We start from the raw sequence: 22254 nt of genomic DNA, 5'->3' as shown, positions 1-22254 counted from the left end.
GCTGAAATTGCTTAACTGACTGGTTCAAGGCAAGCCGTTGCAGCAATGCTTCAGGAAACCGGGGTGTTGCGCCAGGCGTTTGAAATACTCATCGACGGCGGGGTAGTCCGGACGCTCGATCGGGGTCATCAGCCAGCGATTGACCGACAGGCCGATGACGATGTCGGCCAGGGTAAACCGCGGTCCGGCGACATAAGCTTTGGTGGTCGCGAGTTGATGTTCGAGGATGGCCATCTTCTGGTTCCAGCCGCGGATGCCGACCTCGAGGCTATGCGGATCCTGGAATTCCGGGTCCTTGCGCACCAGCGCCATGAACGGATATCTCCAGGACGGATTGAGTTCGGTGGCTTGCCAATCCATCCACTGCTCCACCCGGGCGCGGGCGGCAGGTTCAGTAGGCAGCAGCTCGGTATGATGGTGATGGTGTTTGCCCACCAGGTAGCGGCAGATGGTATTGGACTCCCATAACACCCCGGCTTCATCGATGATCACCGGCACCTGCGCGTTGGGATTGAACCGGAGGAACTCCGGGCTGTGGGTCGAGGCAAAGCCGCTTCCCCAGTCCTCGCGTTCGTAGGTGATGCCCAGTTCCTCGCAGGTCCACAGGACTTTTCTGACGTTGATGGACGAAGCTTTGCCGAGAATCTTCAGTGCATGTTCCATGGTCTGCTCCAGCGAGAATGACGTACAGGCAATTGTAGGTGGTGGTATGTAGGAAGGCGCTGTAGGAGAGCGGCTTCAGCTGAGTTGCACAGATTACGGTTTCTTGCACCCTTGCCTACAACTACGCCAGAATCCGCCGACTTGTGCGCCTTGTATCCGGACTCTATCGTTCCGTGTCGCTGCAAATTCAGCGATCGGGTTTCGCAGCCCGGGTATCTCTAGACGCATAGCGTCCACTGTTCGTGATCAATTCACGTTATGGCGGCTGTGCGTGGGAGACCTTCGGGTCTACCGGGTTCTAGAGTCCCGGTCTGCGACCCGCGTACAGCTGCCACCCTTCGTATCGCAGCGAGACTTGGCAGCTCCATCACTCTAGGAGCATCACCATGTTCAAACCCACGCCCAACCCCCCACGCAATCCCAGCCCGATGTTCTCCATCTCACCCGGCATCAATAACGAAACGCTGTTGGCTCACGCCTGCGAATCACTGGCCTCGGCGAGTGTGATGACCAATGACTTTGCTACGTTTCTGGAAGGCAGCCAGCGCAACACGGCATTGGCGATCGCACAGATCATCATGCTGGCGGAACTGGCGGTGAATCGGGTGCTGGATAACCTCGATCCGCAGGATTGATCGCCGAACCTGTAAAGAAACGCGGTCTGTAGCAGCTGGCGAAGCCTGCGTCCGGCTGCGAAGCAGTCGTAAAACCCGAGCACTCGATCTTCCTGAATGACCGCGTCGGCTGATTTTACGACTGCTTCGCAGCCGGACGCAGGCTTCGCCAGCTGCTACACAACAGTGTGTTCAGCGAGCCTGCTCGCTGCATCAGGTACTCTCGCGCACCTTCAACTCAAACCCCATGTCCTGCACCGGCCTGGCCACGGTGTTGCCGGCCATCAGCGTCAGCATTTGCTCGGCCGCGCGGCGGCCGATGGCCTCGCGCGGGGTGTTGATGCTGCTCAGGCGCGGGACCATGTGTTCGGACATGGGCAAGTCGTTGAAACCCAGGATCGCCACCTGTTCGGGAATCCTGATTCCATTGCGCATGGCTTCGAGCAGGGCGCCCTGGGCCAGGTCGTCGTTGCCGAAGAAGATCGCGTCGACATCCGGATGACTGGCCAGCAGTTGCAGAAACAACTCGCCGCCGAGGCCGACGGAGGAGGAGCGGGGCGTCAGCACTTCCAGGTCCGGGTCATACCGACCGGCCTTTTGCAGGGCTTTGCGGAAGCCTTCGCCGCGCAGCAAGGTGCGTTGGTCCAGTTGCGCGCCGATGTAGGCCAGGCGCTTGCGGCCGCGAGACAGCAAGTGTTCGGCAGCCGTTTCTCCGGCGGCCAGTTGCGAAAAGCCAACGCAATTGAGCCCGGCGGCGCTGTCCAGTTCCATCATGTACACGCAGGGAATGTTGCTGGCTTCGATCATCCGTCGCGAACTTTCGGTACGGTCGAAACCCGTCAGCAGCAAGCCGCGGGGTTGATAGGCCATGTAATTGCGCAGCAGGTTTTCTTCTTCATCGCGCGAATAATGGAAGTTGCCGATCAGCACTTCGAAGCCCTTGGGGCGCAAAACCTGATGAATGGCTTCCAGGGTATCGATGAACAGCAAATTGGATAGTGAAGGCACCAACACCACCACCGATTGACTCTGGGCCGAGGCCAGGGCGCGGGCGGCAGGGTTGACCACATAGTTGAGCTCCAGCGCCGCTTTCTGCACCTTTTCCACCAGTTCAGTAGCCACGGTGCTGACGCCACGCAAGGCGCGGGAGGCGGTGATCGGGCTGACACCGGCCAGTCGGGCAACTTCGTTCAGGGTAGGGCGGCCAGTGGTGCGAGTATTTTTATCGTTCTTGGTTGTGTTCATCGACGGCTTGCCAAACAAAATTCAAGGCACTAAGGTAGCGCTGTCTCGATGCAGCTGCAAATGCGTGAGCGAGGGTTCGCCTGATCCTTGCTTTTTGGTGTCGGGACCTAACCTGCTGCAACCCATAAAATGACAAGAAAGGCGTCGGCAACTTCTGCTTTTGATCTGGTGTCATAGCTGGCAAAGGTAGCGCTGTCTGCGCGCTGAGGTGTTACATGAATCATCCCATCACCGCCCTGGTCATCATGGGCGTTGCCGGTTGCGGCAAGACGTGCGTCAGCGAGGCCCTGTGCCATTTGAGCGGCGCCACTGCCATTGAAGGCGACTCTTTTCACCCTGCCGCCAACATCGAAAAGATGAGCGCGGGTATTCCCCTGAACGATGAAGACCGTGCCGGCTGGCTCGACAGCCTGTGCGATGAACTGCGCCGTGTCGACGCCAAGGGCCAGCGCCCGGTGCTGACCTGTTCGGCGCTCAAGCACATCTATCGCGAACGTCTGCGCAGTGCCTTGCCGGGCCTGGGCTTTGTGTTCCTTGAGTTGACCCCCGAAGTCGCCGCCGACCGTGTCTCCCATCGGCCAGGCCACTTCATGCCGTCGACCCTGATCGACAGCCAGTTCGCCACCCTCGAATCGCCCGTGGGCGAGCCGTTGACCCTGGCGCTGGACGCTTCGACCCATAGCGTCGAGCAACTGGCTGCACAGGCCCATGTCTGGTGGCAGGCGCACGGCCTGAAGCAGGCGGTATGACTGTGTTTGCAAAGACAGCGCTGTCCTCACGGTTTCTGACTAACCCGCTTCAATAACAACAACAACCAGGAGACACCCCCAATGTTTGGCATGTCCCACGAGACGTTCCTGCTGCTCGATGCAGTGGTCACGGTGATCGGGCTTATTGTCCTGATCACCAAGTTCAAGTTCCACCCGTTCATTGCCCTGACCATTGCCGCCGCTTTCCTAGGGCTCACCTCCGGCATGCCGATCGGCACCATCATCAAGGCGTTCCAGGACGGCTTCGGTGGCGTACTCGGTTTTGTCGGCATCATCCTTGCGCTGGGCACGATGCTCGGCAAAATGATGGCCGAATCGGGCGGTGCGGATCAGATTGCGCAGACGTTGATCCGCGCCTTCGGCAAGGACAAGGTGCAGTGGGCGATGATGTTCGCCGCGTTCCTGGTCGGTATCCCGCTGTTCTTCGAAATCGGCTTCGTGTTGCTGATTCCGCTGGTGTTCATCGTGGCCCGCCGCACCGGCGTGTCGATCATCAAGATCGGTATCCCGTTGCTGGCGGGTCTGTCCGCGGTACACGGCCTGGTGCCGCCGCACCCGGGGCCGTTGCTGGCCATCGGCGTGTTCGGTGCCGACATCGGCAAGACCATTCTGTACGGCCTGATCGTGGCGCTGCCGACCGCTATCATTGCCGGTCCGATCTTCGGTACGTTCATTGCCAAGCACATCCCCGGTCATCCGAATCAGGAGCTGGTGGATCAACTGGCGCGCGAGTCGGATTCCGCCGATTTGCCGAGTTTTGGCATCACCCTGGTCACCGTGCTGTCGCCGGTGTTCCTGATGTTGCTCAAGACCTTTGCCGACGTAGTGCTGCCGGACGGCAACTTCTTCCGCACCTTCATGGACCTGATCGGTCACCCGATCTCGGCGTTGCTGCTGGCGTTGCTGCTGTCGCTGTACACCTTCGGCCACAAGCAGGGCATCGGTTCCCAACAGATCCTGAAATGGCTGGATGCGAGCTTGGCGCCGACCGCCGCGATCATCCTGATCATCGGTGCCGGTGGTGGCTTCAAGCAGATGCTGGTGACCAGCGGTGTGGGTAACGTGATCGGCAACATGGCGGTGGCCGCGCAGATCTCGCCGATCCTGCTGGCGTGGCTGGTGGCGGCGGTGATTCGTATCGCGACCGGTTCGGCAACCGTGGCAACCATTACCGGCGCCGGCATCGTGGTGCCGGTGGTGGGGATGATTCCGGGTGTGAACCGTGAGCTGCTGGTGCTGGCCACTGGTGCAGGCTCCCTGATCCTGTCCCACGTCAACGACGCCGGTTTCTGGCTGGTGAAGCAGTACTTCAACATGACCGTGGCTGAAACCTTCAAGACCTGGACCGCGATGGAAACCATCCTGTCGGTGGTAGGCCTGGGCTTTATTCTGTTGTTGTCGCTGTTCGTCTAAGCGATTCGGCAGGCACAAAAAAACCGCAGCGATGCGGTTTTTTTGTGGGTGATCGATTTCAAGACTGAACACAGTTCACTGTGGGAGCGAGCTTGCTCGCGATGAGGGTATCAAATCCAACAACAATGTTTACTGATCCACCGCCATCGCGAGCAAGCTCGCTCCCACAGGTTTTTATGTCAGGCGTTGGTTTTCTGTACTAGCCCATCCGCCCGAAACATCCCGCGAATACCGCGCACGGCCTGTCGAATCCGGTCCTGGTTTTCGATCAGGGCAAAGCGCACGTGATCATCGCCATACTCGCCAAACCCGACGCCCGGCGAGACACACACCTTGGCTTCGGCCAGCAGCTTCTTGGCAAACTCCAGCGAACCCAGGTGCGCATAGGCTTCGGGAATCCTGGCCCAGACGTACATTGAGGCTTTCGGGTTTTCCACCATCCAGCCCAGTTCATGCAGGCCCTTGACCAGCACGTTGCGACGCTGCCGATACTGATCGGCGATGTCGCGCACGCATTGCTGGTCGCCTTCAAGCGCAGCGATCGCCGCCACTTGCAGCGGGGTGAAGGTTCCGTAGTCGTGGTAGCTCTTGATCCGCGCCAGGGCATTGACCAGTTCCGGGTTACCGACCATGAAGCCAATGCGCCAGCCGGCCATGTTGTAGCTCTTGGACAGGGTGAAGAACTCCACCGCAATGTCCTTGGCCCCCGGCACCTGCATGATCGACGGGGCTTTCCAGCCGTCGTAGACGATGTCGGCGTAGGCCAGGTCGTGTACCACCAGTACGTCGTACTGCTTGGCGAGGGCGATGACGCGCTCGAAGAAATCCAGTTCCACGCACTGGGCGGTGGGGTTGGACGGGAAGCCGAGGATCATCATCTTCGGCTTGGGGATCGAGCCGCGAATCGCCCGTTCCAGTTCAGCGAAGAAATCCACGCCCGGTACCAGCGGCACCGACCGCACCTGGGCGCCGGCAATCACGGCACCGTAGATGTGAATCGGGTAGCTCGGGTTCGGCACCAGCACGGTGTCGCCCTGATCCAGGGTGGCCAGCATGAGGTGCGCCAGGCCTTCCTTGGAACCGATGGTGACAATGGCTTCGCTTTCCGGGTCGATGTCGACCTCGTAGCGGTCCTTGTACCAGTTGGAAATCGCCCGGCGCAGGCGCGGAATGCCCTTGGAGGTGGAGTAGCCGTGGGTGTCTTCGCGCTGGGCCACCGTGACGAGTTTTTCGACGATGTGCGGCGGCGTGGCGCCGTCGGGGTTGCCCATGCTCAAGTCGATGATGTCTTCGCCACGACGACGGGCGGCCATCTTCAGCTCGGCGGTGATGTTGAAAACGTAAGGGGGGAGTCGATCTATGCGCGCAAAGCGGCGCGGCGAACCTTGTTCGGCCATTGTTGCCTCGGATAACGTAAGCGCCCGGAACCGTCCGAGCGACGCAGGTCAGCGGTGACCTGTGGCGGAATGTAAGGGCAGCTGTGGCAGACTGTCCAGCCTCAATGTAAACAAATTTGTCCGAAGGAAAGGGTTCGATGGAATTTACCAGCGGCTTCTTGCTGAGCCTCTCGCTGTGCCTGGATATCGGCGTGGCCAATATCGCGATGATCACCCTGGCGATGCAGCGCGGCTATTTCCAGGGTTTCGCCCTGGGGCTGGGGACCTGTGTCGGCGACCTGATCTACGCGGTACTGGCGCTGGCCGGCATGACCGTGTTGCTGCAATACGAAACCGTGCGCTGGGTGTTGTGGATCGGTGGCTCGGCGCTGCTGGTGTACTTCGCGGCGAAGATGATCTATTCGGCGATTCACCACGAGGCGGTGCTGGCGCAATCGGCCGAGGTGGGGCACAACTCCCATCGAAAAGAGTTCTTTCGCGGGATTTTCCTGGCCATGTCGTCGCCCAGTGCGATTCTCTGGTTCGCTGCGGTGGGCGGTACGCTGATCGCTCGTTCCGGTGGCGGTGGTGCCCTCAGTTCAGCACTGTTTCTCGGCGGTTTTCTCTGCGCGGGGATTTTCTGGTGTGTCGGGCTGTGCTTTGCCGCGAGCCACGGCGGCAAGTTGCTGGGGGACAAGTTGCTGCGTTATTCCTACATGGCATCTGCAGCGATTTTCTGCTATTTCGCGGTCTACGTGATTCTATCTGGCTATAACGAGTTCGTCGGTGCCGCTGCCGTCGAGCAGTTGCACGCACTGTAATTGGGCGAATCGGGTTTGGCTTCTATACTCCCAGCCGAACCCATTTTTATGCGTCAGGAGTCGAGTCATGGATGAGTTAGCACGCGTCGAACTGACGCAACCGCGCTTCGAACACGGGCACTTCCTGCTGATTGCAGGGCTGGGCGGACAATTTACCCAGCAAACCACCCAGGGTATTCCAGCACTCTGGGAGACATTCATGCCCCACATCGGCAATGTTCCGGGGCAAAAAGGCGAAGTCACCTACGGCGTCTGCTGCAATTTCGACGGCAAGGGCGGCTTCGATTACATCGCCGGGGTCGAGATCAGCAAGCTCGACGACTTGCCGGAAACCTATCGCTGGGTGGAAGTTCAGCCGCAGCTATACGCGGTGTTCGAACACAAGGGGCCGCTGGACACCTTGCCGCAACTGTTTCAGTACATCTTCGGCACCTGGCAGCCGCAGTCGGGGCATGAGGTGTTGGATGCGCCGGAGCTGGAGCGCTACAGCGAAGACTTCAACCCGAAGCTCAATACCGGCAAGCTGGAGATCTGGATACCGATCAAAGCGTGAGAGATGTGTCGGGAGGCGGATCAGCCGATTCGTCTCTCGATGTCCCACGGCAGCTGATTTATCATTCCCGGCCTTCCCCACGCTGATCCCGAGCTGCCATGAACACCGTCATTCGCAACGTCACCTCCGCCGATCTGGACCGCTGCTTTGCCATCGAAACCTTTGCCTATGAAGGTGACGAAGCCGCGACCCGCGAAAAGATCGCCACCCGTATCGCCACCTGGCCCGAGGGTTTTATCGTTGCGCAAGTGGACGGGGTCGTCGCCGGTTTCATCAATTCCGGTGCGGCGTTCCAGGTGGAAATGTCGGACGAGGCGTTCAAGGAGTTGATCGGCCACGACCCGGCCGGGCCGCACGTGGTGATCATGTCGGTGGTGGTGCATCCGGACTATCAGGGCCAAGGCCTGGCCAAGCGCCTGATGGGCGAGTTCATCGAGCGCATGCGTGGGATGGGCAAGGTCAGCATCAACCTGATGTGCAAGGAGCGGCACATTCCTTTGTATGCCGGGTTCGGCTTTGCCTACATCAAGCCTTCGGCGTCCGACCATGGCGGCATGGCGTGGCATGAGATGGTGCTCGAACTCTGAACTCAACACTGGACCCTGTGGGAGCGGGCTTGCCCGCGAAGGCGTCGGTACATCCAACATCAATGTGTCAGACAGACCGCTTTCGCGGGCAAGCCCGCTCCCACAGGGGCGGTGTTGCATTGTGTCACGCAGTCAAAACACCAACCCCATCCGTCGCTCATAGCCGATCCGGCCCTTGTACGCCTCGCCACTGTCGACAAAGCCAAACCTGGCGTACAGCGCGATAGCGGCTTCGTTGTCGGCATCCACCGATAGCTCCAACCCTCTGATTTCCGGCCAGGCCAGGCGCGCCGCTTCGGGCAGCGCTTGCAGGCAGGCTTTGCCGTAGCCCTTGCCCTGGGCGCGTTGATCGACTTGCAGGGCATGCAGCGTGGCGCTGTGTTCATCCGCCCAGGCCGGCAACAACGGCGGGCGTTTGAGCAGCAGGAACGCGACGGGAACATCCTCGGCCAGCAGGGCAAATCCCTTGACGCCGGGTCCGGGCTTGGACAACAAAGTGTGCAATGCACCGTGGATATCTCCGGAGAACCTGATCTGTTCCGAATGCACTTCAATGGCCTCGACCTGTTGGCGCTGCAGGGCATTCAGGCTTTCATAAGGCACGAGTCGGGCTGTCACGGGAGTGTCCTTTTTCCTACATAAATGAGTCTCGGATTCTAGCGAGTCTGGTCGTTTGGATTATTTTTATTTCACCTGTCGATTTGCCGGATCGCCGGACGACTAAGGGTGTCTTCACTATAAAAACCACGGAGAACCACCATGAACTCGCAAACCCAGATCCAGAACCTCATCGAGAACTATCGTCAGGCAGTCATGGCCAAGGACATTGAAAAAGTCATGGCCCTGTATGCCGATGACATCGTCTCCTTCGACGCGGTCAAGGCCCTGCAATTCAAAGGCAAGCCGGCGTATCGCGCGCATTGGCAGGCCTGCATGGAAATGTGCCCCGGCCCGCACATCTTCGAATTCCAGGAAATTACCATCGAGCCGTCCCAGGAAATTGCGTTCGCTCACTGGCTGGCCCATTGCGGTGGCACCAACGACAAGGGCGAAACCCAGTCCTGCTGGATGCGCGTCACCGCCTGCTTTCGGCAAGAAGCCGGGCTGTGGCAGATCGTCCACGAACATTGGTCTGCACCGTTCGACATGACCAGCGGCGCGACGCTGTTCGATCTCAAACCCTGATCGTCGGGAAGCCGAGCCAGAATGCCAATCAGCGGCCATAGTTGATCGTTCGATAAGGAGAGCGTGATGAAGTATTTATGCCTGGTCTACAGCGATGAGCGGTTGCTGCATTCGCTGCCGGAAAGCCCGAAGGACGAAGAGTGCATGGCCTATGCCGAGTCGATCCAGGGCAGCGGCCGGATGGTCGCCGCCGAAGCACTGGAGTCGGTACAGACCGCCACCACGGTGCGCATGCGCAACGGCAAGATGTCGATCACCGACGGACCATTCGCTGAAACCAAGGAGCAGTTGGCCGGCTTCTACCTGATCGATGCCAGGGACCTCAACGAAGCCATCCAGGTCGCCGGGAACATTCCGGCGGCCCGGGTCGGCAGTGTCGAAGTGCGCCCCGTTCGGCAGTTGAATCCTTAAGATGCCGGGGCTGCCGGTTCAGGCGCAGGTCGAGCGGGTCTATCGCGAAGAGTCGCGGCGCATTCTTGCGACCCTGATTCGCTTGCTGGGGGATTTCGACCTCGCCGAAGAAGCCTTGCACGAGGCGTTTTTCATCGCGGTCGAACGCTGGCAGCGTGACGGCGTGCCGGACAATCCACGGGCCTGGCTGGTGTCCACCGGGCGCTTCAAAGCCATCGATACCTTGCGTCGGCGCGCACGTTTTGCCGCGTCGCAGCCCTTGCTGATCGCGCAACTGGAGGCGCTGGAACAGGCCGACTGGAGTGATGAAGACGTGGAAGACGATCGCCTGCGGCTGATCTTCACTTGCTGCCACCCGGCCCTGGCGGCCGACGCGCAAGTGCCGCTGACATTGCGGGAAGTCTGCGACCTGACCACGGAAGAAATCGCCCGGGCCTTTCTCTCGGCCCCGGCCACCATCGCCCAGCGCATCGTGCGCGCCAAGGCGAAGATTCGCGACGCGAAAATCCCTTATCAAGTGCCGACGCTCGCTGAGTTGCCCGAGCGTCTGGACAGCGTATTGCGGGTGATTTACCTGGTGTTCAACGAGGGGTACTCGGCGTCCATCGGGGCAGAACTGATCCGCGAGGATTTGACCCGCGAAGCGATCCGTCTCGGTCGGTTGCTGGTGGAACTGTTGCCGGAGCCGGAGGTGATGGGCTTGCTGGCATTGATGCTGCTGCACGAGTCGCGCCGCCCGGCCAGGACCTCGGCGAGCGGCGAACTGATTGTGCTGGACGAACAGGACCGTTCGCTGTGGGATGCCGGGTTGATCAGCGAAGGCTGCACGCTGGTCGAGCGGGCGCTGACGATGGGACGATTCGGACCCTATTGCCTGCAAGCGGCGATCGCGGCGGTGCACGCCGAAGCCCGGGCGGCGGGGGAAACCGATTGGCCGCAGATCGTCGGTCTGTATGACGTCCTGCTGAGGGTGGTGCCGTCACCGGTGATCGAGTTGAATCGTGCGGCGGCGATTTCGCAACGCGATGGTCCACTGGCGGGGCTGACGTTGGTCGACGCCATTCTGGCGCGGGGAGAACTGCTCGACTACCACCTGGCGCATTCGGCGCGGGCGCAATTCTGTTGGCAACTGGGCCGCAAGCAAGAGGCGCGGGCTGCTTGGGAACGAGCGCTGGCGTTGACCCGGCAAGAGCCGGAGCGGCGGTTTATCGAGGCTCGGTTGCAAGCGTTAGGTTGATGTGACCTTGCGGGCCTCTTCGCGAGCAAGCCCGCTCCCACAGGGATTGATGGCGTACTCGATACCTGTGGGAGCGGGCTTGCCCGCGAATGGCCGCGCCGCTATTCCAGCATTTTGCCCAGCAACCAGCTCCCCGCCGGTCCCGGCGGATTCAGCCGCGACCACAGCGCGTCCACCGACACCGTTTTCGGCCAGCCGCGTACCACCAGTTCCTGCAAGGAGCCGGGCCCGAAGCGTTCCACCAGCCAGCGGGGCAATGGCGCCCAGCCGAATCCGCCCTGAGCCATTTCCAGCAGCATCAGATAACTCGGCGCCGACCAGACGCGGCCCTTGGCCCGACTTTCATAGGGATTGATGATGGTGGCCAGACGCAGCTCACGGTGCTGTTGCAGTACGTCCTGGTCGACGTAGTCCAGCATCGCCAACGGGTGTGTCGGGGACACGAACAAGGCGATTTCCGTGCGCTCGTCCACCGTCGAGCTGACCAGGTCCGGCGGGTAGCTGTCCTGCATTTCGGCGAAGGCAATCTGCGCCCGGCCGCTTTGCACCAGGGACATCAGGTCATCGCATTCGGCGATCAGACACTCGAGCTCCAGGTCCGGGTAACGCTGCTCAAAGGCACTGAGGGCGGCTTCGAAGCGGTCCGACTGATAGGTATCGGAAAGCGCCACCGTCAGTTTCGCCTCCACCCCTTGGGACAGTTGGCTGGCGGCTATTTCCAGGCGACTGGTGGCGGCCAGGATCTCTTCGGCCCGTTGCAGCATGACGTGCCCGGCCGGGGTCAGCCCGGGCTTGCGGCTGCTGCGGTCGAACAGCGTCAGGTTCAGGTCGATTTCCAGGCTGGCCACTGCGGCGCTGATGGTCGACTGACTGCGGCCCAGTTTGCGCGCCGCGGCGGAAAACGAGCCTTGAGTCGCGGCTTCGACAAACGCCAGCAACACTTCGTGAGAAGCCATGAACTATCGCCTTGATCGATGGTTATTGGTTATGAAGTATCGACGTGATGACGGATCATGGCAACCACACAGTCACTCAAGGGAGTTCGGCCATGAGCGCCAACAAATCCATTACTGAACGTATTTTTCAAGCCATCGGCTTTGAACTGCTGGCCATCCTGATCTGTACCCCGTTGCTGGCCTGGATCATGAAGAAACCGATGCTGGAAATGGGCATGGTCACCGTCCTCATTGCCGGCCTGGCCCTGGCCTGGAACGTGGTCTTCAACGGTCTGTTCGATCGGCTGCTCAAGCGCTTTGCCATCGCACACAACGCCTGGGTCCGCGTGGTGCATGCGCTGTTGTTCGAAGGCGGACTGGTGGCCCTGGGCGTACCGCTGATCGCCTGGTGGCTGAATGTCAGCCTGTGGCAAGCGTTCGTGCTGGATATCGGCGTGTTGCTGTTCTTCCTGCCCTACACCTACGTCTACCACTGGGCGTATGACGTGGTTCGGGAGCGGATGCTGGTGACTCGCGAGGTTTGCTGAGTACCGTTTTTGTGGCGAGGGCGCTTGCTTCCTCGCCACAGGGGTTGGCAGACGTCAATAATCCTGCTGTTTGCGAAACGCCCAACGCCCGGCAATCACGGTAAAGGTCGCGACCAGCGCCACCAGAATCCAGAAACCCTCCGGATCCTCGGCCAGCGGAATGCCGCCGACGTTCATGCCGAAGAAACCGGCGATGATGTTGATCGGCAGCGCCAGCACTGTCACCACCGTCAGGGTGAACAGCGTGCGGTTGGTCTGTTCGTTGATGTTGGCGGCGATCTCTTCCTGCAACAGCTTGATCCGCTCACCCAGCGCCGTGAGGTCGTTGATGATCAGTGCGAACTCTTCGGTGGATTTGCGCAGCTCCTTCACGTCTTCCTTTTGCAGCCATTGCGGCGGCCGGTTGAGCAGGCGCAGCAACGAGCCCGGCTCCAGCGCCAGCAGCCGTTGCAATCGCACCAGCACCCGGCGATTGGCGCCCAGTTCAGCGCGGTTGGTCGACAGCCGCGAGGAGAGCAATTCGTCTTCGATCTGATCCACGCTCTGGCTGGTCTTGCGCACGATCTGGGTCAGCACTTCACCCTGGTCGCGCAGCAGATGCACCAGCAATTCCAGCGGGGAGCGAAAGCACTCCCGGGCCTTCACCGACGAGCGCAGTTTGTCCACCGAGTGCAGCGGTTGCAGGCGGGCGCTGATGATCAATTGACTGCGGGCGCACACCCACAGGGTCGATACATCCGAGGAGACCATGTTGCTGAGGTTGAACACCACGTCGTTGACCACCGCCAGCAACGCGGAGTCGACATGCTCGATGCGCGTCGAGCGCGAGCCTTCGTGCAGCGCTTCGAAAAATTCTTCGGGCAACTCCAGATGGCTCTTCATCCAGCGCTCGCACGCGGCGTGGGCCAGGTTCAGGTGCAGCCAGAGAAATTGCTCGTCGCTCTCCGGCTGTTGCAGGTACTGCAAGGCCTCGGCGGAATTGATTTCCCGACCTGCCTCACCGGGGCGAAAACTGAAACCGTAAAGCAGGCCGAACAGATCCGTGTCGCGATGGCTTTGATCGATGCTGTGGTTCATGAGGACTCGCAAGGGGAGGGCTCTATCGCTCTTGTGTAGCAGCTGGCGAAGCCTGCGTTCGGCTCGGGCCGCGTTCGGACGCAGCAGTCGTGAAATCAGGCAATGCATTTCCATTGGAAGACCGCGTGTTCAAGTTGACGACTGCTGCGTCCGAACGCAGGCTTCGCCAGCTGCTACAGGACAGGTTATGGCTGGTTTACAGGTTCACTTGAGCCGCATCATCGCAAGGGCAGATGTCGGTTTTGTGACGATAAAGTTAGCGCAAACGATTGTTCTACCGGCGGTCGGGATTTCCTCAAGAACCGCTCTGACTAGCCGATCACGCTTGGGTTAAGTTGCGCGCCGCCGGCATTGGCCGGGACCGCAGACAGGGATGTCCGGACACTTTTCACGCCTTAACGGGCGTGCCTCATTCCTGTCATGAGTACCCTGCGATGCTTTTGCAAAAGTCCCTGAGAGCACAAATTCTCGCCCTGCTGAGTGGCAGCCTGCTGGCGATGCTGTTGATCGCCCTGGCGTGCTTTCACTTCCTGTCCAGCGGCGTGCAGAGCTACGCCAATCTGATCGAAGGCCCGCTGCATACTTCGCAATTGATCGATGAAGCCAACCTGCAATTCAAGGTGCAGGTGCAGGAGTGGAAAAACGTCCTGCTGCGCGGCAAGCAACCGGCGGACCTGAGCAAGTACTGGGGGCAATTCGAGGCGCGTCAGCGCGATGTGCAAAACATCCTCGGCGAGCTGGCCGCGCAGAAGGGCATCGAGCCGCAACTCAAGAGCCGCATCGAGCGCTTGCGTGATGAACATCGCCAGTTGGGCGCGGCCTATCAGAAGGGCCGGGACGCGTTCGTGGCCGCCGGTGGTGACCCTGCGGCGGGCGACGCGGCGGTCAAGGGCGTGGACCGCGCGGCCAGCGATCAGATGAGCGAACTGGTCAGCGAGTTGCGCAAGCAGGGTGCCGAGCAATCGACACTGATCAGCGCCAGTGCCGATCGCACGGTGTTGCTGGGGCTGGTCGTGATGCTGGTTTCGGGGGGGCTGATCGGCCTGCTGAGCCTGTGGCTGGTCAACCGCAACCTGGTCGAGCCGATCCGCAAACTGATCGAATACGTGGCGCAACTCAGCCAGGGTCGTATTGCCGAACGCGTGGCCAGTACCCGTCAGGACGAGTTGGGCAAACTGGCGATGGCCGCCAACACCCTGCGCGATTTCCTCGCCGAAACCTTCAGCCGTTTGCAGCGCAGCGCGTCGGACCTGGACAGCGCCAGCGGTGAGTTGAACGCGATCGCCACCGTAATGGCTGGCGGTACCAATGAGCAGTTCAACCGCACCGATCAGGTGGCCACGGCGATGAACGAAATGTCCGCTACGGCACAGGAAGTCGCCCGACATGCCGCCGAAGCGGCGCGGGCCGCCGACGATGCCGACCAGTCCGCCCAGCAGGGCGAAAAAGTCATGCAGGGCACCATCCACACCATCACCCGGATGCGCGGCGAAATCGCCAACACCGCCACGGTCATCCGCCAACTGGAAACCGACAGCGGGCGCATCGGCAAGGTCCTGGAAGTGATTCGCGGCATCGCCGAACAGACCAACCTGCTGGCACTCAACGCAGCCATCGAAGCGGCCCGCGCCGGTGAGGCCGGACGCGGATTCGCGGTGGTGGCCGATGAAGTGCGCAGCCTGGCCCAGCGCACGGCGGCGTCGATCATCGAGATCAACCAGATCATCCAGACCGTGCAGACCGGTGCAATCGAAGCGGCCCAGGCGATTGAAAGCGGTCAGTCACGCAGCGAACAAAGCGTGCAGCAAGTGACCGAGGCCGGCGCCATGCTCGAGCGCATCACCCTGGCCGTGGAAGCCATCCGCGACATGAACCGCCAGATCGCCACTGCCGCCGAAGAGCAGACCTCGGTGGCCGAAGACATCTCGCGCAACCTCACCGAGATCACCAGCATCGCCAGCACCAACCTGGACAACGTGCAGCGCACTGAAGCGGCCAGTACCAACCTGCACGGCTTGTCGGGGCAGTTGAACGAGGTGACGGCACGCTTGAGCGCTTAAACGCAAAAAGCCGCACGATCGTCAGAACGTGCGGCTTTTGTGGGTGTTGTGATTACGTGTCTTGCTTGTTTTTCAGGACCTTGCCATTAGAGGCATCGATGTCCACATCCCATTCGACGTTCTTGGCGTCGCGCAACTCGATCTCATACTCGTAACCATTGAAATGGTTATCCAGCTCGGTTTTGGTGATCGTTGCGCCTGGATGCAGATCCAGAGCGATCTTGTTCAGATCTTCCAGGGGCTTGATCTTGCCGTCCTTGACCAGTTGCGGGATCTCATCCACGCGCACGTCGGCCTGGGCCAGACCGGCAGTGAGGGTCAGGGTTGCAGCGGTAAACAAAGCAGTCAGAGTCTTCATGGGCTTCTTTCCTTGGGTGATCTGTTCAAGTGAGATCAGGTTAGCTTTTGTAACTTAAGCCACCCTTAAAACCTCCGTCATGTCCTGCATCAACCCACTGTGGGAGCGTGGCTTGCCCGCGAAAGCGGAGTGTCAGTCAACGTTGATGTTGAAGCTGATGGCCTCTTCGCGGGCAAGTCACGCTCCCACAGGGTTTTGCGCGACTCTGGATCAGTAGCCGTTGTTCTGTAGCACCTGCGCCACACTCGCCGACGCCGGGCGTTTATAGAACTTCAACAACTCACTGGCGCGGTTGGTGAAGATGCCGTCGACACCGGCGTCCATGACTTTCCGGTAGTCCACCGCATCGTCGATGGTGTAGACGTGCACCAGCAGGCCCTGGTCGTGGGTGTACTGGTTCATCCAGGGTTGCACCAGGTCCGAGTAGCTCTGGTCGCCACCCTGGGTCAGTGCGGCGGACGGGCCGGTGCCGATGGCGCCCTGGGCCTTGGCGTAGTCGACCCAGTTCTGGAATTCGGCTTTGTCCTTTGGTTGCTGTTTGGCGTAGTAAGCGGCTTTATCCTTTTCGCCGGACTCGGCAAATGTCACCTTGGATTTGGGTTCGATACTGCCTTCACCGACCCACAGCAGCAGGATCTTCGGCACCTTCGGCATTTCCATTTGCAGCAGTTCGAGGCTGCTCTTCTCGAAGGTCTGCAGGACCACCTTGCCTTTGCCCTGGCCAACCGCAAGCTCGCTTTTTGCCAGTTTCGATGCGGTCGGGCTCAGCCAGCCCCGGTCCTGAAGTTTTTCCTTGAGGTCGCGTTCGATGCCGGGGAACTGCTTGGGCTCCTTGGTCTCGATGTACAGGCCGGGCTTGTGCAAGCTGTTGCCCTCGGCGATGTCGATGATTTCATCAAGGGTCAGAATCTTCAGGCCCGCAAAGGCCGGACGCGCGCGATCCGGGTACGCGGCATTGAACCAGCTGCCGGCGTCCAGGGTTTTCAGTTCGGCCATGGTGAACGCATTGGCGGGGCTGTCCTTGCGCGCGGGGAATTTTGTAGCGACGTCGGTGGTGCGTTGCAGATTGTTGTCGTGCAGGGCAAACAGCACGCCATCCTTGCTGCGCTGCAGATCCAGTTCCAGGTAGTCGGCGCCCAGGTCGCGGGCCGTCTTGTAGGCGGCGGCGGTGGATTCCGGCGCGTCGAAAGACGCGCCACGGTGGGCGATCACCGCTGGATGCGGAATGCCCAAGCGGGTCGCCAGTGCCGAGGGGCTCGGTTCGCTGGCGGCCTGTGCGTGGCCGAGACCGAGCAACAGGCTCAATAACAGGGCGCTTTTGGTAAAGGTTGCGGGCATGGTCGAGATCCTTTCGCAATAAGTGAGCGGTCCCTTTTAACAATTCATCTTTGCAGACGCTATCGCCAGACCGACATAAACCTGTCGAAAGCTGATTTTCGTCAGCGCTTTTGTGCGCCCGTATGCAGTACGCTGGGGCCCTGCAATTTCCCCGGCAGAGGGAAACGCAGGCCCTGCGTGCAAACCAACGATCACCATTGCGGGGTTTACCATGCGCATCACTTCCCAGCTCATCTGCCAGGCTGCCGACCAACTCAAAGGCTTCGTCGGCCTCAACCGCAAGACCGGCCACTACCTCGTGCGCTTCAGCGAAGACTCGTTCGGCATGGACGTGGCGGACGACGGCATCATCCCGACCAGCGAGTTCGTTTGGGGCGTGGGGCCTGGGCAGGCCATGACGCTCAAGCGCGAATTGATTCAGTTGCTGCTGGACCAGAACATCGATGAGCGGATCAACATCACCGAGCCGTTGCGGGTGTATATGAACCGGCGGGAAGTGCCGGAGATATCGGCGGTTCGCAGTCTGGTTCAGGGTTGAGTTCTTGCGGTGACTGTTCGGGCCTCTTCGCGGGCAAGCCCGCTCCCACAGGTTTCGTGTGCAGCCATTAATCCTTGTGGGAGCGGGCTTGCCCGCGAAGACGGCCTCAAGAACACCGCATCATTTACAGACTGAACCCGTAGGCCCGCTCAACCCGGCACACCCGCGTATGACACCGCGCATACCAGGTCGAACGCCCACGCTCGCGAATCGCCGTATGCTCAGGATGATGCTTCCACGCCAGAATCGCCGCCTCACTGGCCCAATACGACACGGTTATTCCCAACCCATCCTCACCCCGAGCCGATTCCACTCCGAGAAACCCCGGCTGTTCACGGGCGAGCTCCAGCATCCTTGCGGCCGCTTCGGCATAACCCTGATCGCCCTCGGTGTGCAGCGAGGTGAAGATCACCGCGTAATAAGGCGCCGTTGGCGTATCGGCGATCATGACGAGCGCCCCGCACAGGCTTCGACAAAGGCGCCAACCAGCGGCGGCAAGACGCCCCCGAGTGCCGCCCGCTCGGGCTGAAACAAGGTCGCGACAAAGAACGGATGACCGCTGAGTTCGACCGCCCGCAGTCCGTGTTCCGAATCGTGGCCGACAGCGTGAAGTTCGCGTTTGAGCAACTCCCCTTCGAACTGCGGATTCACCCCAAAGCGACAGCGATAGCCTTCACGAATCTCGGTGCTTTCGTACGCCCTGGCGAGCAACGAACCCTCAAGCAATTCAATCGTATCGACCGCTTCAACCAGCGCGCACGACAGTGGCGTCAGCAGCGCCCGCGCTGCATCGGGCGCCGTCTCGCCGTGTTCGGCATCCGACCAGCCCAGCACATTGCGTGCATATTCCAGCACCGCGTGTTGAAAACCACCGCAGGTGCCGAGGAAAGGTCGCAGTTGTTCGCGGGCAAAGCGGATCGCTTTTAATGCGCCGTCCGCGCTGCGATAAGGGCTGGCCGGTACGCACCAGAATCCATCGAATGTATGCAGCGGCGTTTCGGCGTGGATTTCATCGGTGGCCAACCATTGCCATTGCAGGTCCAGGCCACTGTGTCCGGCGATTATTTCGAGGGCGACGGGAATGGCCTGGTGGGCGGTGACTTGCGGGTCGTAGTCGCCGATCAGGGCGATGCGAATCGGGCTGGTTTCCATGTGGGGCCTCTGCACTTGTTGATTCCTGAGGCCCACTATAGATTGGCGTTCACGCACTCAATATTGGCGTTTTCCCAAGTGATCAATGCAGCCATGCAATATCGACTCGATTACGCGGACCTGGCCCTGATCCTCGCATTGGTGCGCGGCGGCTCTCTGGCCCGGGCCGCGCAACTGCTGAAGGTGGATGTCTCGACGGTGTTTCGCGCGGTGCGCCGGCTGGAGGCTGCACTGGGCCAGCAACTGTTCGAAAAAAGCCGCGCCGGTTACCTGCCCACCACCTTGGCGCAGTCCCTGGCCGAGCAGGCCGAGCGCGCTGAGCAGGCGCTGGAGGCGGCGCGCATCGGTGTGGAGCTGGGCGGTGAAGTGATCAGCGGCATCGTGCGCCTGACCTGTACCGATTCTGTCCTGCAAGAATTGCTGTTGCCGGCGCTGGCGCAGTTCATGCCGAACTATCCGGCGCTGACGCTCGAGCTCAGCACGTCCAATGATTTTGCCAATCTCAGCCGCCGGGATGCCGATATCGCCTTGCGCCTGACCCGCACGCCACCGGAGCATTTGGTGGGACGGCGGCTGGCGGATATTTCTTACCGCGTGTGTGCCAGCGAGCGATACCTGCAATCGGTCAACACCACAGACCTGGCCTCATTGACCTGGATTTCCCCGGATGACTTCCTGCCAGATCACCCGACCGTTACCTGGCGTCGCCAGGCCTTGCCGGGCGTAACGCCGGGCTATCGCTGCAACAGCATGCTTTCGGTGACCGGGCTGGTGAGGGCGGGATTGGGTGTAGCGGCGTTGCCGGACTTCTTGATCGGCGACGGATTACAGCCGCTGGGCGAGCCGTTGCACGGTTACGACACCGCGCTGTGGCTGCTGACCCGTCCCGACTGCCGCGCCTTGCGCTCGGTGGTCACGTTGTTCGATGAGTTGGGGCGGGCGCTGAAACTGCCGTGAAGCCGTTCAGCGCCAGTTTCATTCTGAAACACATGGGGCGTTCAAATCAGAGCCATCAATCGTTCGACACCGCCGTCGATGTTGTCATTTATTACACCTGATAGCAGGCCAGAAACATGTCCAGCGCGGATTCGGCCACCTGGTGTTGTTCATCGGGTGGCAAGCCCGGCTTGCCCATGGAAATCTGCGGCCAGAATGCAAAAGACTTGAGCAGGCCATGGATCTGTTGAGCAGCGAATTCGGGAGCCACGGCCTTCAATCGGCCATCCGCTTGAGCGGCCCGAATCCACACCGTCAGCCCCTCTTCGCGCTCGCCCATTCGGGCCACCATATTCTGCGCCCGCTCCGGGGAATGAATCGTCGCCGCTATCGCCACCCGTGCCAGATCGAGAAAATTGTCATCGCCCAACATTTGCAGCTTGGCCTTCAGCAACCCGCGCAATTGGTCGCGCAACGGCAAGTCGGGACGGTAGGACGTTTCCTGTTCTGCCGTCACCCGGATCCATAACTGATTGAGGATTTCGGTGAACAACTCTTCCTTGCTGGGGAAGTGGTTGTACACCGTGCGCTTCGACACGCCGGCAGTGGCAGCAATCTTGTCCATGCTGGTGATTTCGAAACCGTTGTCACGGAATTCGTTGATCGCGGCTTGAATGATCGCTTGGCGTTTTCGGTCGGTGAGGCGCTGTGGAGCTGTCATAAGTACGCTTCGGCAGGAAGAAGGAGGAAATTACACTCGGTAGTTTACTTGTCATCGACTTTGATGCAACCTAGAAACTACACTGTGCAGTGTAATGTTTTGTTAATCCTGCCCAGTAAAAAATAGAAAGTCCGGCTGATGCGTGCGTGCCTTGGCCATTTATCGTCCCAAAGCGGAGAATCGCGTCATGCGCGGTTTTTCTGGAGTCATTCAGTCATGGCCAATTCAACCTCCTCCCCGGCGGATAACGTCTCCACACCTGAAGCGTCCCGACAGGCTCAAGGGCAGTATCAGAACTTCACGCCGGTTCAACGTTTGAGCTTTGGCAAAACCATGGGCGTCCTTTGGAACGTGCTGTTCCACAAACCGCAAAACACCCGCCCGAGCGCGCCCGTCCCGGTGCAAGCCCTGACTCAAGCCGCGCTGATCGCAGCGCCCAACCACAGCGTCTATCGCCTGGGCCACTCCACGGTGTTGCTCAAGCTGCGCGACAAGTTCTGGATCACCGACCCGGTCTTCGCCGAGCGCGCCTCGCCCGTGCAATGGGCCGGCCCCAAGCGTTTCCACCAGCCACCCATCAGCCTGGAGGAATTGCCACCGATTGAAGCGGTAATCCTGTCCCACGACCACTACGACCACCTGGATCATCAGGCCGTGCTCAAGCTCGCGGACAAGACCAAATACTTCCTGGCCCCGCTGGGCGTAGGCGATACCCTGATCAAGTGGGGCATCGACGCCAGCAAAGTCCGCCAACTGGATTGGTGGCAAGGCACGGAAGTCGATGGCATCCGGTTCATCGCCACCCCATCGCAACACTTCTCCGGTCGTGGCCTGTTCGACAGCAACAGCACCCTATGGGCCTCGTGGGTGATGATCGACGGCGACACACGCATTTTCTTCAGCGGCGACAGCGGCTACTTCGACGGCTTCAAACGCATCGGCGAACAGTACGGCCCATTCGACCTGACCCTCATGGAAACCGGCGCCTACAACGTCGACTGGCCGCACGTGCACATGCAACCCGAACAAACCCTGCAAGCCCATATCGATCTCAAGGGCCGCTGGCTGTTGCCAATCCACAACGGCACCTTCGACCTGTCGATGCACGCCTGGTACGAACCCTTCGACCGCATCCTGGCCCTGGCCTGGGAGCGCAACGTATCGATCACCACACCGCAGATGGGTGAGGCGTTCAACCTGATGCATCCGCAGCGTGGGGGGGCGTGGTGGCTGGCGGTGGAAGGGGAGAGTGATCGGGTGGTGCAGAACGCGTAGCGTGATTAGTTGAGTTGCAAACCTCAGCTAAAAACCACTTCAATTCGGCCCTCTTTGCGTGAGCGAGGGGCCGACTTGACTACTATTTGCACATCACGCCCGAGAAGTAACAGGCATTCCATCATCTTGGCCTCACTGATCCCACGAAATTTTCCGCGCAACATTTCAGATAGCTTGGGCTGTGACAGACCTAAAATTTCAGACGCCTGAACCTGGGTCAAATGGCGCGCCTTGATGATTTCGCCAATTTTTGCAGCCAACTGGGATTTGACTCGCATTTCATTGGCGTGGGGTGTCCCGAGATCTTCGTAGACGTTGCCGCTGCTTTCTTCGATTTCAATCATTTCAATTCCTTTCGCATAGACGGGCCCTCCTGTAGGAGCGAGCTTGCTCGCGAAGCACTCAAGGACACCGCGTTTATCCATGATTTGCGCGTTATCG

Annotated in this window: 26 protein-coding genes; 14 read left to right on the top strand and 12 right to left on the bottom strand. The window is 60.3% G+C overall.

The annotated features are described in order from the left end of the window. Nucleotides 1-24 precede the first annotated feature (24 nt). Entirely contained in the window at nucleotides 25-663 is a 639-nt protein-coding gene (locus PMI34_RS05990) for a glutathione S-transferase family protein (RefSeq protein ID WP_008052684.1), read from the bottom strand. 386 nt (nucleotides 664-1049) lie between these two features. On the opposite strand from PMI34_RS05990, the gene PMI34_RS05995 reads away from it, so the two are divergent. Continuing rightward, nucleotides 1050-1298, top strand: a complete 249-nt coding sequence (locus PMI34_RS05995) for a DUF6124 family protein (protein WP_007974480.1) — start codon at nucleotides 1050-1052, stop codon at nucleotides 1296-1298. A 192-nt stretch (nucleotides 1299-1490) separates the two neighbouring features. Here the strand turns inward: PMI34_RS05995 and PMI34_RS06000 are convergent, their stop codons facing one another. After that, the gene (locus PMI34_RS06000; protein WP_008052683.1) at nucleotides 1491-2522 is read right to left on the bottom strand and encodes a LacI family DNA-binding transcriptional regulator; all 1032 of its coding nucleotides are present in this window, start codon (nucleotides 2520-2522) and stop codon (nucleotides 1491-1493) included. A gap of 215 nt (nucleotides 2523-2737) precedes the next feature. Here PMI34_RS06000 and PMI34_RS06005 point away from each other — a divergent pair, with 215 nt between their 5' ends. Together PMI34_RS06005 and PMI34_RS06010 are read left to right on the top strand one after the other, a co-directional pair. Continuing rightward, nucleotides 2738-3271, top strand: a complete 534-nt coding sequence (locus tag PMI34_RS06005; RefSeq protein ID WP_008052682.1) for a gluconokinase — start codon at nucleotides 2738-2740, stop codon at nucleotides 3269-3271. An 81-nt stretch (nucleotides 3272-3352) separates the two neighbouring features. Further along, nucleotides 3353-4705, top strand: coding sequence for a GntP family permease (locus PMI34_RS06010; RefSeq protein ID WP_007985175.1), 1353 nt, complete (start codon nucleotides 3353-3355; stop codon nucleotides 4703-4705). 179 nt (nucleotides 4706-4884) lie between these two features. Here PMI34_RS06010 and alaC read toward each other — a convergent pair whose 3' ends face one another. Next, nucleotides 4885-6102, bottom strand: coding sequence for an alanine transaminase (gene alaC, locus PMI34_RS06015; RefSeq protein ID WP_008052681.1), 1218 nt, complete (start codon nucleotides 6100-6102; stop codon nucleotides 4885-4887). 137 nt (nucleotides 6103-6239) lie between these two features. Here alaC and PMI34_RS06020 point away from each other — a divergent pair, with 137 nt between their 5' ends. The 3 genes from PMI34_RS06020 (at nucleotide 6240) to PMI34_RS06030 (ending at nucleotide 8042) form a co-directional block, all read left to right on the top strand. Beyond that, the gene (locus PMI34_RS06020) at nucleotides 6240-6902 is read left to right on the top strand and encodes a LysE family translocator (RefSeq protein ID WP_008052680.1); all 663 of its coding nucleotides are present in this window, start codon (nucleotides 6240-6242) and stop codon (nucleotides 6900-6902) included. Between the two features lie 67 nt (nucleotides 6903-6969). Further along, nucleotides 6970-7455, top strand: coding sequence for a GyrI-like domain-containing protein (locus tag PMI34_RS06025; RefSeq protein ID WP_008052679.1), 486 nt, complete (start codon nucleotides 6970-6972; stop codon nucleotides 7453-7455). A gap of 98 nt (nucleotides 7456-7553) precedes the next feature. Beyond that, nucleotides 7554-8042 (top strand): GNAT family N-acetyltransferase, encoded by a 489-nt coding sequence (locus PMI34_RS06030; RefSeq protein WP_008052678.1) that lies wholly within the window; start codon nucleotides 7554-7556, stop codon nucleotides 8040-8042. Nucleotides 8043-8174: 132 nt separating this feature from the next. Here PMI34_RS06030 and PMI34_RS06035 read toward each other — a convergent pair whose 3' ends face one another. Then, on the bottom strand, nucleotides 8175-8660 hold the full coding sequence (locus PMI34_RS06035) for a GNAT family N-acetyltransferase (protein ID WP_008052677.1): 486 nt from the start codon (nucleotides 8658-8660) through the stop codon (nucleotides 8175-8177). 141 nt (nucleotides 8661-8801) lie between these two features. Between PMI34_RS06035 and PMI34_RS06040 the strand changes: the two genes are divergently transcribed. From PMI34_RS06040 to PMI34_RS06050, 3 genes are all read left to right on the top strand, one after another. Next, nucleotides 8802-9227, top strand: a complete 426-nt coding sequence (locus PMI34_RS06040; protein ID WP_008052676.1) for a YybH family protein — start codon at nucleotides 8802-8804, stop codon at nucleotides 9225-9227. Between the two features lie 66 nt (nucleotides 9228-9293). Next, nucleotides 9294-9638: a YciI family protein gene (locus PMI34_RS06045; protein ID WP_007985194.1), complete on the top strand. Its 345-nt coding sequence runs from the start codon at nucleotides 9294-9296 to the stop codon at nucleotides 9636-9638. Nucleotide 9639: 1 nt separating this feature from the next. Next, nucleotides 9640-10875: an RNA polymerase sigma factor gene (locus PMI34_RS06050; RefSeq protein ID WP_008052675.1), complete on the top strand. Its 1236-nt coding sequence runs from the start codon at nucleotides 9640-9642 to the stop codon at nucleotides 10873-10875. A gap of 101 nt (nucleotides 10876-10976) precedes the next feature. On the opposite strand, the gene PMI34_RS06055 is transcribed toward PMI34_RS06050, so the two are convergent. After that, nucleotides 10977-11831: a LysR family transcriptional regulator gene (locus tag PMI34_RS06055; protein WP_008052674.1), complete on the bottom strand. Its 855-nt coding sequence runs from the start codon at nucleotides 11829-11831 to the stop codon at nucleotides 10977-10979. A 92-nt stretch (nucleotides 11832-11923) separates the two neighbouring features. On the opposite strand from PMI34_RS06055, the gene PMI34_RS06060 reads away from it, so the two are divergent. After that, entirely contained in the window at nucleotides 11924-12358 is a 435-nt protein-coding gene (locus PMI34_RS06060; protein ID WP_008052673.1) for a multidrug/biocide efflux PACE transporter, read from the top strand. Between the two features lie 54 nt (nucleotides 12359-12412). Here the strand turns inward: PMI34_RS06060 and PMI34_RS06065 are convergent, their stop codons facing one another. Further along, nucleotides 12413-13435: a transporter gene (locus tag PMI34_RS06065; protein ID WP_008052672.1), complete on the bottom strand. Its 1023-nt coding sequence runs from the start codon at nucleotides 13433-13435 to the stop codon at nucleotides 12413-12415. A 434-nt stretch (nucleotides 13436-13869) separates the two neighbouring features. Here PMI34_RS06065 and PMI34_RS06070 point away from each other — a divergent pair, with 434 nt between their 5' ends. Next, complete coding sequence (locus PMI34_RS06070) at nucleotides 13870-15495, top strand: methyl-accepting chemotaxis protein (protein WP_008052671.1); 1626 nt, start codon at nucleotides 13870-13872, stop codon at nucleotides 15493-15495. A gap of 52 nt (nucleotides 15496-15547) precedes the next feature. Here the strand turns inward: PMI34_RS06070 and PMI34_RS06075 are convergent, their stop codons facing one another. After that, nucleotides 15548-15853: a PepSY domain-containing protein gene (locus tag PMI34_RS06075; RefSeq protein WP_008052669.1), complete on the bottom strand. Its 306-nt coding sequence runs from the start codon at nucleotides 15851-15853 to the stop codon at nucleotides 15548-15550. 210 nt (nucleotides 15854-16063) lie between these two features. Continuing rightward, nucleotides 16064-17191: a glycerophosphodiester phosphodiesterase gene (locus tag PMI34_RS06080; RefSeq protein WP_008052668.1), complete on the bottom strand. Its 1128-nt coding sequence runs from the start codon at nucleotides 17189-17191 to the stop codon at nucleotides 16064-16066. A 211-nt stretch (nucleotides 17192-17402) separates the two neighbouring features. Between PMI34_RS06080 and PMI34_RS06085 the strand changes: the two genes are divergently transcribed. Further along, nucleotides 17403-17729, top strand: coding sequence for a DUF2025 family protein (locus PMI34_RS06085; protein ID WP_008052667.1), 327 nt, complete (start codon nucleotides 17403-17405; stop codon nucleotides 17727-17729). 124 nt (nucleotides 17730-17853) lie between these two features. Here PMI34_RS06085 and PMI34_RS06090 read toward each other — a convergent pair whose 3' ends face one another. Then, entirely contained in the window at nucleotides 17854-18177 is a 324-nt protein-coding gene (locus tag PMI34_RS06090) for an antibiotic biosynthesis monooxygenase family protein (RefSeq protein ID WP_008052666.1), read from the bottom strand. After that, nucleotides 18174-18881: a CTP synthase C-terminal region-related (seleno)protein gene (locus tag PMI34_RS06095; RefSeq protein ID WP_008052665.1), complete on the bottom strand. Its 708-nt coding sequence runs from the start codon at nucleotides 18879-18881 to the stop codon at nucleotides 18174-18176. Before PMI34_RS06095 ends, PMI34_RS06090 begins: the two co-directional genes overlap by 4 nt. 15 nt (nucleotides 18882-18896) lie before the next feature. Between PMI34_RS06095 and PMI34_RS06100 the strand changes: the two genes are divergently transcribed. Continuing rightward, nucleotides 18897-19838 (top strand): LysR family transcriptional regulator, encoded by a 942-nt coding sequence (locus tag PMI34_RS06100; RefSeq protein WP_032829831.1) that lies wholly within the window; start codon nucleotides 18897-18899, stop codon nucleotides 19836-19838. Between the two features lie 91 nt (nucleotides 19839-19929). On the opposite strand, the gene PMI34_RS06105 is transcribed toward PMI34_RS06100, so the two are convergent. Then, the gene (locus PMI34_RS06105) at nucleotides 19930-20538 is read right to left on the bottom strand and encodes a TetR/AcrR family transcriptional regulator (protein ID WP_008052662.1); all 609 of its coding nucleotides are present in this window, start codon (nucleotides 20536-20538) and stop codon (nucleotides 19930-19932) included. Between the two features lie 216 nt (nucleotides 20539-20754). Here PMI34_RS06105 and PMI34_RS06110 point away from each other — a divergent pair, with 216 nt between their 5' ends. Further along, nucleotides 20755-21813 carry an MBL fold metallo-hydrolase gene (locus PMI34_RS06110; protein WP_008052660.1) on the top strand — a complete coding sequence of 353 codons (1059 nt, stop codon included), beginning with the start codon at nucleotides 20755-20757 and terminating at the stop codon, nucleotides 21811-21813. A 23-nt stretch (nucleotides 21814-21836) separates the two neighbouring features. Here PMI34_RS06110 and PMI34_RS0127490 read toward each other — a convergent pair whose 3' ends face one another. Further along, nucleotides 21837-22157 carry a helix-turn-helix domain-containing protein gene (locus tag PMI34_RS0127490; RefSeq protein WP_032829830.1) on the bottom strand — a complete coding sequence of 107 codons (321 nt, stop codon included), beginning with the start codon at nucleotides 22155-22157 and terminating at the stop codon, nucleotides 21837-21839. Nucleotides 22158-22254: the final 97 nt, after the last annotated feature.

Source organism: Pseudomonas sp. GM74, from assembly GCF_000282455.1.
GTDB lineage: Bacteria > Pseudomonadota > Gammaproteobacteria > Pseudomonadales > Pseudomonadaceae > Aquipseudomonas.
The sequence above is the reverse complement of the archived record's forward strand: the minus strand, read 5'-3'. Positions and strand labels throughout refer to the sequence as shown.